At 72.3% G+C, this 11,323-nt stretch carries 14 protein-coding genes; 8 read left to right on the top strand and 6 right to left on the bottom strand.

Going from position 1 to position 11,323, the window contains the following annotated elements:
- A partial coding sequence (locus tag SSOG_RS01830; RefSeq protein WP_039936312.1) for a cation transporting ATPase C-terminal domain-containing protein occupies window positions 1-593 on the top strand: 593 nt, incomplete at its 5' end.
- A 53-nt stretch (window positions 594-646) separates the two neighbouring features.
- On the opposite strand, the gene SSOG_RS01825 is transcribed toward SSOG_RS01830, so the two are convergent.
- The gene (locus SSOG_RS01825) at window positions 647-1,306 is read right to left on the bottom strand and encodes a TetR/AcrR family transcriptional regulator (protein ID WP_009712483.1); all 660 of its coding nucleotides are present in this window, start codon (window positions 1,304-1,306) and stop codon (window positions 647-649) included.
- Between the two features lie 91 nt (window positions 1,307-1,397).
- Between SSOG_RS01825 and SSOG_RS01820 the strand changes: the two genes are divergently transcribed.
- The 3 genes from SSOG_RS01820 to SSOG_RS01810 all read left to right on the top strand — a co-directional run bounded on the left by SSOG_RS01820 (window position 1,398) and on the right by SSOG_RS01810 (window position 4,198).
- On the top strand, window positions 1,398-2,822 hold the full coding sequence (locus SSOG_RS01820; RefSeq protein ID WP_039936309.1) for an MDR family MFS transporter: 1,425 nt from the start codon (window positions 1,398-1,400) through the stop codon (window positions 2,820-2,822).
- A 55-nt stretch (window positions 2,823-2,877) separates the two neighbouring features.
- The gene (locus SSOG_RS01815; RefSeq protein ID WP_039936306.1) at window positions 2,878-3,117 is read left to right on the top strand and encodes a DUF6296 family protein; all 240 of its coding nucleotides are present in this window, start codon (window positions 2,878-2,880) and stop codon (window positions 3,115-3,117) included.
- A 91-nt stretch (window positions 3,118-3,208) separates the two neighbouring features.
- Window positions 3,209-4,198: a sigma-70 family RNA polymerase sigma factor gene (locus SSOG_RS01810; protein WP_009712481.1), complete on the top strand. Its 990-nt coding sequence runs from the start codon at window positions 3,209-3,211 to the stop codon at window positions 4,196-4,198.
- On the opposite strand, the gene SSOG_RS01805 is transcribed toward SSOG_RS01810, so the two are convergent.
- Window positions 4,109-4,534, bottom strand: a complete 426-nt coding sequence (locus tag SSOG_RS01805) for an STAS domain-containing protein (RefSeq protein ID WP_009712480.1) — start codon at window positions 4,532-4,534, stop codon at window positions 4,109-4,111. The two genes, SSOG_RS01810 and SSOG_RS01805, sit on opposite strands and share 90 nt — an antisense overlap.
- 111 nt (window positions 4,535-4,645) lie before the next feature.
- Between SSOG_RS01805 and SSOG_RS01800 the strand changes: the two genes are divergently transcribed.
- Entirely contained in the window at window positions 4,646-5,104 is a 459-nt protein-coding gene (locus SSOG_RS01800; RefSeq protein WP_009712479.1) for a GNAT family N-acetyltransferase, read from the top strand.
- Window positions 5,105-5,137: 33 nt separating this feature from the next.
- On the opposite strand, the gene SSOG_RS01795 is transcribed toward SSOG_RS01800, so the two are convergent.
- The 3 genes from SSOG_RS01795 to SSOG_RS01785 form a co-directional block, all read right to left on the bottom strand.
- A complete protein-coding gene (locus tag SSOG_RS01795; protein ID WP_009712478.1) occupies window positions 5,138-5,854 on the bottom strand; it encodes a glycoside hydrolase family 75 protein in 717 nt (238 codons plus the stop codon).
- Between the two features lie 111 nt (window positions 5,855-5,965).
- Window positions 5,966-6,808, bottom strand: coding sequence for a class II fructose-bisphosphate aldolase (locus SSOG_RS01790; protein ID WP_009712477.1), 843 nt, complete (start codon window positions 6,806-6,808; stop codon window positions 5,966-5,968).
- A 30-nt stretch (window positions 6,809-6,838) separates the two neighbouring features.
- Complete coding sequence (locus tag SSOG_RS01785) at window positions 6,839-7,732, bottom strand: SIS domain-containing protein (RefSeq protein ID WP_009712476.1); 894 nt, start codon at window positions 7,730-7,732, stop codon at window positions 6,839-6,841.
- A gap of 163 nt (window positions 7,733-7,895) precedes the next feature.
- Here SSOG_RS01785 and SSOG_RS01780 point away from each other — a divergent pair, with 163 nt between their 5' ends.
- A complete protein-coding gene (locus SSOG_RS01780) occupies window positions 7,896-8,684 on the top strand; it encodes a DeoR/GlpR family DNA-binding transcription regulator (protein ID WP_009712475.1) in 789 nt (262 codons plus the stop codon).
- Between the two features lie 38 nt (window positions 8,685-8,722).
- Here SSOG_RS01780 and aroQ read toward each other — a convergent pair whose 3' ends face one another.
- Window positions 8,723-9,196, bottom strand: a complete 474-nt coding sequence (aroQ, locus tag SSOG_RS01775) for a type II 3-dehydroquinate dehydratase (RefSeq protein ID WP_009712474.1) — start codon at window positions 9,194-9,196, stop codon at window positions 8,723-8,725.
- 206 nt (window positions 9,197-9,402) lie between these two features.
- Between aroQ and SSOG_RS01770 the strand changes: the two genes are divergently transcribed.
- Window positions 9,403-9,762, top strand: a complete 360-nt coding sequence (locus SSOG_RS01770) for an L-rhamnose mutarotase (RefSeq protein ID WP_009712473.1) — start codon at window positions 9,403-9,405, stop codon at window positions 9,760-9,762.
- Window positions 9,763-9,961: 199 nt separating this feature from the next.
- Window positions 9,962-11,323, top strand: a 1,362-nt coding sequence (locus tag SSOG_RS50205) for a S1 family peptidase (protein ID WP_086015776.1), incomplete at its 3' end; no start/stop codon positions are given.

Raw genomic sequence — 11,323 nt, 5'->3', positions numbered from 1 at the left:
GGGCCTCGGTCCGGGCCGCGCTCGCCATCCTCATCGGCGGCAACCTCGGCGAGGTCACCTTCAGCGTGCTCGCCTCCGCCATCGGGGGCAGCACCCCGCTGACCGCCCGGCAGATCATGCTCGTCAACCTGCTGACCGACCTCGCGCCCGCGCTGGCCATCGCGGTGCGCGAACCGACCGGGCACACCGGCGAGCGGCTGCTCAAGGAGGGCCCCAGCCGCTCCCTGGGCACCGCGCTGAACCGGGAGATGATGCTCCGCGGCATCATCACGGCCGCCGGTGCGGGCGTGGCGTGGACGGGCGCGCGGCTCACCGGCCGCAAGCGCCGGGCCAGTACGGTGGCGCTCGTCGCCCTGGTCGGTACGCAGCTGGCGCAGACCCTGGCCACCGGGGGCCTGGACCGGCATGTGCTGATCGCCGGACTCGGCTCGGCGGCGGTCCTCGCCGGGATCATCCAGACGCCGGGGGTGAGCCAGTTCTTCGACTGCACCCCGCTCGGCCCGCTCGCCTGGGGGATCACCCTCGGCTCCATCGCCGCGGCCACGGTCATCGGCTCGGTCATGACCCCGCTGGCGTCATGGGCTCGGTCATGACGCCGCCGGCCCGCGGCGCGGCCGCCCCGGAGTCCTGAGCCGGGGCGCTCGAGTCACGACGGGCGGTAGGCGCGCAGGAAGAAGCGCACACTGCCGGAGACCAGCGCGTCGATCTTCTCGTCGGAGACCTCGACCGTGCCGAACAGCGACCGGTTGTTCACCCGGCCGGTGACCAGGAGGCCGAAGTACTCCGCGGCCTCGACCGGATCCGTGATCTCCAGCAGTCCGGCGTCCGCGTACCGCGCCAGGCGGTCCGCGATGACCTGCTGCACCAGCCCGACCGACCCAGCCCGGCGCCGCAGTTCGGGGAAGTGACCGGCCTCGGCGGTGATCAGCCGGACCAGCGCCGCGCGCACCGGGGAGCGCAGGATGGAGGTCGCGAACTCGCGGCCGAACGCGATCAGGGCCGCCTCCATCGCGTCGGCCCCCTCCGCCGCGCCGGGCCGGTCCAGGGTCCGGCCGACCAGCGCGGAGAACTCGCCCTCCTGAGCCGCCTCGGTCTCCTCGATCGCGGACAGGAACAGCCGCTCCTTGTCCCCGAAGTAGTCGTAGACGGTGCGCTTGGACACCTGCGCCTCGGCGGCGATCGCGTCCATGCCCGCGCGTGCGTACCCCTCGCGGACGAAGACCCCCAGGGCGGCCCGCACGATCGCGGCGCGCTTGTCGGGGGAGCCCTGGCGCAGGCCGGGGCGGAGGGGTGCGGAAGGGGGCATGGGCGCTCCTTCGGGGGCGTCGCGGGTCCATCGGACGGGAACTGCACCGTGCAGTGTACAGAGTTACACTGCACAGTGTAGTTTCCTCGCCATGACCGACGAACCCTCCGCGACCGGGACCGCGCCCGCCTCCGCCCCGCGGTCCGACCGGCTCGACCCCGCGCTGCTCACACTCGCCGCGACCGTCGTCGTCGGCGCCCTGACCGCGATGCTCGACATGACCATGGTCACCGTCGCGCTCGCCGGACTGGCCCGCGACTTCGACGCCTCCGTGGCCCTCATCCAGTGGGTCAGTACGGCGTATCTGCTGGCCATCGCCGTGACCGTGCCCCTCACCGGATGGGCCGTCGAACGCTTCGGCGCCAAGACCATGTGGCTGTTCGCGCTGACCGTCTTCGGTGCCGGATCCGCGCTGTGCGGCACCGCCTGGTCGGCGGGCAGCCTGATCGCCTTCCGGGTGCTTCAGGGCCTCGGCGGCGGCATGATCGTGCCGCTGAGCATGACGATCCTGGCCCAGGCCGCCGGGGACGAGCGGCGCGGACGCGTGATGAGCATCGCGGCCGTGCCCGCGCAGCTCGCCCCGATCGCTGGTCCGCCGCTCGGCGGGATCCTGGTCGAGGGCCCCGGCTGGCGGTGGATCTTCTACGTCAACGTGCCCGTCTGCGCCATCGCGCTGCTGCTGACCCGCCGCGGCATCCCCCGCACCGCGCGCCCCGCCGCCGCGCGCCCGCTGGACGTGACCGGAGTCGCCCTGCTGTCACCGGCCCTCGCCGTGCTCACCTACGGGCTCTACCGCACCAGCGGCTGGTTCCTCGGCGCCGGGGTGGTGCTGCTCGCCGCCTTCACCGTGCACGCGCTGCGCACCCGCGTCACCCCGCTCCTGGACCCGCGGCTGTTCACCGGGCGGCCCTTCGCCGCGGCCGCGGCGCTCGGCTTCCTCTCCCGGATGTCGGTGTTCGGCGCCATGCTCCTGATGCCGCTCTACTACCAGCAGGTGCGGGGTTACGGCGCGCTCGCCGCCGGGCTGCTGCTGGTGCCGCAGAGCCTCGGCACCCTGCTCGCGCTGCCCCTGGTGGGCAAGGTGACCGACCGGGCGGGCGCCCGTCCGGTCGTCCTCGCCGGGGTCGCCGTCACTGTCCCCGCCGCCGTCCTGTGCGCCCAGGTGGGTCCGGACACCAGTGAGCTGCTGCTGTCCGCCGCCCTGCTGCTGTGGGGCGCCGGCATGGCCGCCGCCTCGGTGCCGGTGATGGCCGCCGCGTACCACGGGATGGAACCGGCGGCCATTCCGCGGGCGACGAGCGCCCTGACCGCCGTACAGACCGTCGGCGCCTCGGTGGGCGCCGCAGTGCTGGCCGTGATCCTCCAGCACCGGCTCGACAGCCGTCCCACCGCCCCTGCCGCGGCGTTCGGCGACACCTTCTGGTGGGTCGCGGCCTTCGCCGCGCTGGCGTTGCTGCCCGCCCTGCTGCTGCCCGGGCTTCCGCGACCCTCTTGCGGTGACGGGTCTGTTCGATAGTGTTGATTGTCCCGGTTTGAGAATTGGGGGCGGTTCCGTGTGGGAGGAGTGGGTGATGCCGCGACGCGAGAGGTACGAGCTGATTTTCGCCGACCCGGTCGCCCCGGCGCCGGACGCCGAAGACATCGTGATGGTGCACCGCACGGAATCCAGCGGGCCCGGCGGACACCCCGTCTACGCGGACGACACCGGCATCGTGCGGGCCGAGATCAGCGACCGCGCCGAGGTGCGGATGATCGCCAGCGGCGGGCACCAGGTGCACGCCTCGACGGTGCGCGCCCGGCCGGTGGCCTGAGCGGATGCCGCAGGTCAGGGGTTTTGTCAGTGCCACGCGCTAGCTTTCCTCCCACGGGAGTCCGCAGAAGCAGAACGATCGAGGTGCGTCGATGAGTGATGTCGCGGCAGTGGACGGCACGGCCGGTGCCGAGCTCCAGCTGGAGCCGTACCGGGTCCAGCTCACCGGTTACTGCTACCGGATGCTGGGCTCGGCGTTCGAAGCGGAGGACGCCGTCCAGGAGACGATGGTCCGCGCCTGGCGGGGCCTGGACCGCTTCGAAGGGCGGTCGGCGCTGCGCTCCTGGCTGTACCGCATCGCCACCAACGTCTGTCTGGACATGCTGAACGGCAGCAAGCGCCGGGCCCGCCCGATGGACCTCACCTCCGTCTCCTCGGCGACCCCGGCCACCCTCACCGCGCAGCCCGAGGCCACCTGGGTCGGGCCGGTGCCCGACGGACAGGTGCTGGCCGACGGCGGGGACCCCGCCGAGGTCGCCGCCCAGCGGGACGCGGTGCGGCTGGCGTTCGTGGCCGCGCTCCAGCACCTGGCGCCGCGCCAGCGCGCGGTGCTCATCCTGCGGGAGGTGCTGGCCTGGAAGGCGTCCGAGGTCGCCGAGCTGCTGGACACCACGGTCGCGTCGGTCAACAGCGCGCTCCAGCGCGCCCGGGCCACGCTCGCCGCGAGCGAGATCAGCGACACCGACCCGGTCAAACCGCTGGACGAGGAGCAGCGCGCGCTGCTCGCCCGCTATGTGGACGCCTTCGAGCGGTACGACCTGGACTCCCTCACCTCGCTCCTGCACGAGGACGCCACCCTGTCCATGCCGCCCTACGAGCTGTGGCTGCGCGGCCACGACGACATCCGCACCTGGCTGCTGGGGCACGGCATCGGCTGCCGTGGCTCCCGGCTGGTCCCTACCGTGGCGAACGGGGCACCGGCCTTCGGCCAGTACCGGCCGGGCGGACCGGGCGGCGCCCATGAGCCCTGGGCGCTCCAGGTCCTGGAGATATCAGCCGGGCGCATCACCGGGCTCAACTCGTTCCTGGACACCGAGCGGCTGTTCCCCCTCTTCGGGCTCCCCGACCGGCTCGAGTCGTAACGTCGCGGGCGCGGTCAGCACCTCGTCAAGGCCCGCCCGGGCGAGCACCGCGGCCAGCTCACCGCCGGTGTTCCGCAGCCGCATCTCCCGCCCCAGACGGCGGGCGGTCAGCCGCAGCCGGGCCAGGGTCTCGACCATGGCCAGGACCGGCCGCTGCGCCGCGCCCATGTCCACGGTGATGGGGCCGGGGGCGCTGTGGCGCACCAGCTCGCCCAGCCGTGCGCACAGCAGCTCCACCTCGGCACGGGTCTCCGGCGGCCGGTCGAGGACCAGGACGGCCGGGGGAAGCGCGGGCGGGGGGCTCTCGGGCGGATTCTCGGGCTCGGGACCGGCCAACGTCCACCTCCTGTTGTGGGGCGCGCGGTGGTGCGCGCGCTCATCAGAAGGGACCCTCCGGGCCGGGAAAAGTCATCGCCGCGGCGGGCGGCCGGATGCCACGATCGGCGCATGACGACACGACGGCTGAGAGCCGGGCGCGAAGAGGAGGCCGAGGCGCTGACCGAACTGGCGCTGCGGTCGAAGGGGCACTGGGGGTATGACGAGGAGTTCCTGGCCGCCTGCCGGGAGGAACTGACGATGCGCGAGGGCGAGCTGACGGCCCGTCGGACAACGATCGCCGAGGAGGACGGGCGGGTGCTGGGGTTCGCCACCCTGGAGGGCACCGCCCCGCAGGGATGGGTGGGGATGCTGTTCGTCGACCCGCCCGCGATCGGCGGCGGGGTGGGGCGGCTGCTGTACCGGCATGTGCTGGAGACGGCGGGCCGCCTCGGCTTCACCCGGCTGACCATCGACGCCGATCCGTATGCCGAGCCGTTCTACCTGGCCATGGGGGCGCGACGGATCGGCACCGCCCCCTCGGGCTCCATCCCGGGCCGGATGCTGCCGCTGCTGGAAGCCGTGCCGTGACGCCTGCGGCCGCGGGCATCACGGCACGGGGCGTCAGTTGTTCTGCACGAACTGCTTGGCGAGGCCGTCGCCGACCGAGACCGCCTTGTCGTGGTTCTCGATGGGGGAGACGGAGGAGTTCTTGAACAGGATGTACGTCACGCCCGACTCCGCGCCGCCGGTCTCCGGGTCGGGGTCGATGCCGAGCGCGGCGGCCGCGGCGTAGGACGCCTCACCGATGATCTTGGTCGGGCCGGTGTCCCCGACCACCGCGTATTCGACCTTGTTGTTGTAGACGATGGCGACCACGCCGCCGCCTTTGATGCCGGACGCGGAGTAGTCCCACGTGGAACTCTTGCTGGGCACCACCACATAGGGCAGCTTGTCGGCGATCAGGGGCTTTCCGTTCGACTGGTGGAAGGCCGTGTCGTCCTGGAACCACGGGTCGGTGTCCTCGTTGCACTTGGAGGTCACCTGGCCGTCGCAGTCGACGTCCATGTCCGCCTTCCAGAAGACCGCGCCATTGGCGCCGCAGACCGGCACGGTGGCCGACGTCTCGTCGTCGGTGCGGTACTTGCCGCTGGATATCTGCGAACAGTTCTTGACCTTGGCGAGCAACTGCGCGGCCGTGACGGAGCCTTCTTTGACGGAACCTTCTTTGACCGAGCCGGGTGCGGGTGCGGGGCCCCGGGTGGTGGCCTGGGCGCCCGCGGTGAGGGAACCGGCCAGCAGCCCGGCACCGGCCAGGACGAACGCGAGTCGTGTGCGCATGGGACACTCCTCTGTTAGGAACCTTTCCTAACCTCCCTCGCATCGTGGCGACTTGATAAGGTCATGTCAACAGCGAGGGTGCGCGCCGCGCGATCCGCGCGGCGCGGAGCGTCAGCGCGGTACGGCGCGCACCAGGGTCAGCAGACGGGTCACCTCGCGGGCCACCGCGTCCCGCGCCGCCGCGACATAGCGACGCGGGTCGACCACCTCGGGATGGTCGGCGAGGTGGTCGCGGATCGCCCGGGTGTATGCCACGTTGAGGTGGGTGGCGATGTTCACCTTCGTCAGACCCGCCGCGACCGCACGGGTCAGATCCGCCTCGGGCACCCCGGAGGAGCCGTGCAGCACCAGTGGCACGGGCACGGCCGCGCGCAGCGCCGCGACCAGCTCCAGGTCCACCACCGCCTCCTTGACCACCATGGCGTGCGAGGTGCCCACCGCGACCGCGAGCGCGTCCACGCCCGTCGCCGCGACATACGCGGTGGCCTCGGCCGGATCGGTCCGGGCGCCGGGTGCGTGCACCCCGTCCTTGCCGCCCACCTCGCCCAGTTCCGCTTCGACCCACACCCCGGCCGCATGGCAGTCGGCCGCCACCGCGGCGGTCGCGGCCACGTTGCCGTCGTAGTCGCGTGCCGAGGCGTCGAACATCACGGACCCGAAGCCGAGCCCCAGCGCCTCGCGCACCAGCCCGGGTTCGGTGGCATGGTCCAGATGCACCGCGACCGGGACCCGCGCGGCGCGGGCGACCTCGACGGTGGCCCGGCCGATGGCGGCCAGGGCGCCGTGATACCGCACCGCGTTCTCGCTGATCTGGAGGATGACCGGGGCTCCGGCCGCCTCCGCCCCGGCCACGATCGCCTGGGCATGCTCGATCTGGATCACATTGAACGCACCCGCGCCGAGCCCGCCGCGTACGGCAGGCCCGACGATCTCAGCGGTGGCCACCAGCGGCACGGCCCGCCTCCCTTCGCTCGCCCCGCCCGCTCAACCGAGGATCACCGAGCGGGTGAGGTTCCGGGGCCGGTCGGGGTCGAGGCCGCGCGCCGCCGCGATCGCCACCGCGAGCCGCTGCACCAGCACCAGTTCGGCCAGCGGATCGCGGCCGTATCCGACGAGACGGCCACCGGGCCCGGTGACCTCCTTCTCCGCCAGCCCGGACGGGCCCTCGCCCAGCCACCACACCACGCTGCGCGGGCCGGTGACGCTGATCGGCCCGTGCCGGTACTCCATCACCGGGTACGCCTCGGTCCATGCGCCCGCGGCCTCGCGCATCTTGAGCGCCGCCTCCTGCGCCACGCCGTACGTCCAGCCGCGTCCGAGGAACGTGAACTGGCCCGCCTCCGCGAGCCCGTCGGGCAGCGGCGCGGCGAGCGCCGCCGCACCGTCCTCGATCAGACCCTCCAGTTCATGCCCCAAGTGGGCGCGCAGCAGGGCCAGTTCACTGGTCGCCCAGCGGGTCTGCACCACCGACCGCTCGTCCGCGAAGTCGAGCACGACCGCCTCGTCCGCGAGGCCGGTGACCGGGGAGCCGGGGACCGCGGTGATGACGGTGGTGCGCGCCCCGCCCCGTATCCGGCCGAGCAGCTCCAGCACCTCGGTCGTGGTGCCCGACCGGGACAGCGCGAGCACCCGGTCGTAGGCGCGACCGGTCGGCATCTCCGACGCCGGGAACGCGTCCGTCTCGCCCTGCCCCCCGGCCTCGCGCAGCGCCGCGTACGCCTGGGCGATGAACCACGAGGTGCCGCAGCCGACGACGGCGACCCGCTCACCGGGCCGGGGCAGCGCCTCGCGCACCGGCCCGTCCGGATCCCGGGCCAGTTCGATGGCGCGGCGCCAGCAGTCGGGCTGGCTCGCGATCTCGGTCTCGGTGTGGCTCATGGGGCTCCCCGGCTCGGCTTCCGACGGACGTGCGCCTGCACGCTGAATGCTCGAAGATGCTTCCTACGGCCTGATAATGCGCATGATCTTGCAGAGAAGTCCAGAGTGCGAACACCCGGGGTAGGGTGAGCCGCGACGGAACGACGGGGGTCGAGGAGACGGCGTGAAACGGCCCGAGCGCTGGAACGCCCTGCTGGAGCTGCTGGGCAGGGACGGCAGGATCGAGGTCGAGGAGGCCGCGGCCGAGCTGACGGTGTCCGCCGCCACCATTCGGCGGGATCTGGACGAACTCGCGCAGCAGCAGATGCTCACCCGCACCCGCGGCGGCGCGGTCGCGCACAACCTGTCGTACGACCTTCCGCTGCGCTACAAGACCGCCCGGCGCGCCTCGGAGAAGCAGCGGATCGGCGCCGCCGTCGCCCGCATGGTCGAGCACGGCGCGGTCGTCGGCCTCAACGGCGGGACCACCACTACCGAAATCGCCCGCGCCATCGCCACCCGCGGCGAACTGTCCGATTCCGTGGGCGGCGGCCCGGCCGTCACCGTCGTGACGAACGCCCTGAACATCGCCCATGAGCTGGCGGTGCGCCCGCACATCAAGATCGTGCTCACCGGCGGGGTGGCCCGGCCCCAGTCGTTCGAGCTGATGGGGCCGTTGGCCACCGGGGTGCTGGACCAGGTCTCCCTCGATCTGGCCATCCTCGGCGTGGACGCGCTGGACCCCGAGCGGGGCGCGGCCGCCCATCACGAGGGCGAGGCCGGGATCAACCACCTCATGGCCGACCGCGCCGCCCGGGTGGTGGTCGCGGCCGACAGCTCCAAGCTGGGCCGCCGGGCGTTCGCCCGGATCTGCGCGCTCGAAGCGATCGAGGTGCTGGTCACGGACACCGACGCCACCGAGGAGGCGATCGCCCCGTACGCCGAGGCCGGTGTCCGTGTCATCCGGGCGTGACGGGCCCGGGTCTCACGTGTTCTTCAGGTCTTGAGGTCTCACTTCTTCATGGCCGCGAGCAGCGCGGCCGCCCGCTCCACCGCGAAGGCGTAGCCCTGGATGCCGCATCCGGCGATCACGCCGCTGGCGAGCGCGGAGACATAGGAGTGCTGCCGGAACGGCTCGCGCTGGTGGATGTTGGAGATGTGCACCTCCAGGATCGGCATGTCGTCGCAGGTCGCCAGCGCGTCGCGCAGGGCGATCGAGGTGTGGGAGTAACCGGCCGGGTTGATGATGATGGCCGCGTGCCGCTCCCGGGCCTCCTGGATCCAGTCGATCAGCTGCCCCTCGTGGTTGCTCTGCCGGCAGTCGGTGGTGAGCCCGTGCGGGGCGGCCGTCGCCGTGACCAGCTTCTCGACGTCGGCCAGGCTGTCGGTGCCGTAGATCTCCGGCTGGCGAAGGCCGAGCAGGTTCAGGTTCGGCCCATTGAGAACCAAGATCGTGGAACGGTCGCGCACGGGGGTGTTGGCCATGGCGTCGGGGTCCTTCCGTGGTCGTCATCAGCGGGTGCGCGGCGTCCGGCGATCGCGCCGCTCCGCGAGGCATCGTAGATCGCGACGACGGTTTCCAGCGCCCAGCGGGGCAGGATACGGCTGCCGGACCGTTGGCGGGCGGGGCCGGAGGGGGCAGAGTGGCTCCGGTCATATGCCGTGATCAGAGTGGATGAAGGGAGATCCCGATGCGCGTGGCGCTGCACTCGGTCCTCAAGGAGGGCCAGGAATCGGGTTACGAACGGGAGCACGCCACGGTTCCGGCGGATCTGCTGGAGTCGCTGGGGCGGGCCGGGATCACCAACTGGCGGATCTGGCGCAGTGGACGCCATCTCTTCCACCTCGTGGACTGCGAGGACTTCGCCGCGACGATGGCGGCGCTGGACGAGGACCCGGTCAACCACCGCTGGCAGGAGTTCATCGGCGCCTACGTCGATCACTTCGAGACCACGGCGGGTTCCCCGGTCGAGGGGTCGGCGCAGATGGCCCTGGGGGAGGTGTGGGAGCTGCGTGCCCAGGCCGCCCAGGCGGGCGGGGACGCGGGCTGAGGGTGCGGAACCGGCGGACCCTACCGCTCCGGATCGTTCGGCGCAGCCATTCATCACACTGTGAGTCATGGTGAGAACGGAGTAAACGCCTCCCGTACTCGGTGGTGGCCCTGCGCGAGGGTGTGGCGGAACGCAACAGGCGCTCCGCACATACCCCGCGCCCCCCTACTGGAGGTCAGTGTTGAGCCACCACCGTCGTGTGAACAAGCGGACCCTCGCCGTTTCCGGTGCTGCTGTTGTCGCGCTCGGGGCAGCCGCCCTTCTGCTGCCCAATGCGAATGCGAGCCAAGACAAGACGACGGACGTGAAGACCTTCTCGTCCCCGTCGGCAGTGAAACTCGCGCGGAGCCTCGCCTCAGACCTCGGTGACAACGGCGCTGGCTGGTACTTCAACAACGACACGAGCCAATTGGTCATGAACGTCATGACCGAGGACGCGGCGAAGACGGTGGAAGCCCAGGGCGCGGTCGCCAAGATCGTGCAGAACAGCATGTCCGAGCTGAAGGCCGCCACCAAGACGCTGAGCACCGACGCCTCGTGGGCCGGTACCGCCTGGTCCATCGACCCGGTGACGAACAAGGTCCGGGTGACCGCGGACAAGACCGTGACCGGCACCAAGTGGGCCACGCTGACCAAGGCCACGGACGCGATGGACGGCATGGTGTCCGTCCAGCGGACGAAGGGCGAGTTCAAGAGGTTCGACGAGGGCGACACGGCCCAGCCGGGTGCCAACGGCGGTGCCGCGGGGGCCGGTGACGCGGCGGGCGACGCGGCCGGGGACGACGCGGCAGCCGGTGGCGCCGGAGACGCGGGTGCCGGGGACGCGGGTGCCGGTGGCGCTGCGGCCGGTGGCGCCGGAGAGGCGGCGGGCGGTGCCGGTGAGGCCGCCGGTGGCGCGGGCGGTGGTGGCGAGGCCGCTGCCGGTCTCGTCGGCGGCGATGCCATCTTCGGCGGTGGCGCCCGCTGCTCCCTCGGCTTCAACGTCTCCGTCGACGGCGCACCCGGCTTCCTGACCGCGGGCCACTGCGGCAACGAGTCCGAGACCTGGACCGCGGACCAGGCGGGTGCCCAGGCGCTGGGCACGGTCCAGGACACCCAGTTCCCCGAGACCGACTTCGCGCTCGTCATGTACGACGACGCGGCCACCCAGCCCGAGAGCGCGGTCAAGCTCGCCGACGGCAGCAACCAGGCGATCGGCCGGGCCGTCGAGGCCAGCGTGGGCCTGAAGGTGCAGCGCTCCGGCAGCACGACGGGCGTCAGCGACGGCGAGGTCACGGGCCTGAACGCCACGGTGAACTACGGCGGCGGCGACATCGTCAACGGCCTCATCCAGACGAACGTGTGCGCGGAGCCGGGCGACAGCGGTGGCGCGATGTTCGCCGAGGACGCGGCGGTCGGCCTCACCTCCGGCGGCAGCGGTGACTGCACCCAGGGCGGCGAGACGTTCTTCCAGCCGGTGACCGGCGCCCTGGAAGCCACCGGCGCGGTGATCGGCGCCGATGGCGGTGGCGCGGGTGACGCCGGTGGCGCGGGCGATGCCGGTGGCGAAGGTGCCGCGAAC

The organism is Streptomyces himastatinicus ATCC 53653, from assembly GCF_000158915.1.
Taxonomy (GTDB): Bacteria; Actinomycetota; Actinomycetes; order Streptomycetales; family Streptomycetaceae; genus Streptomyces; species Streptomyces himastatinicus.
This window is presented reverse-complemented; position numbering and strand designations above follow the sequence as displayed.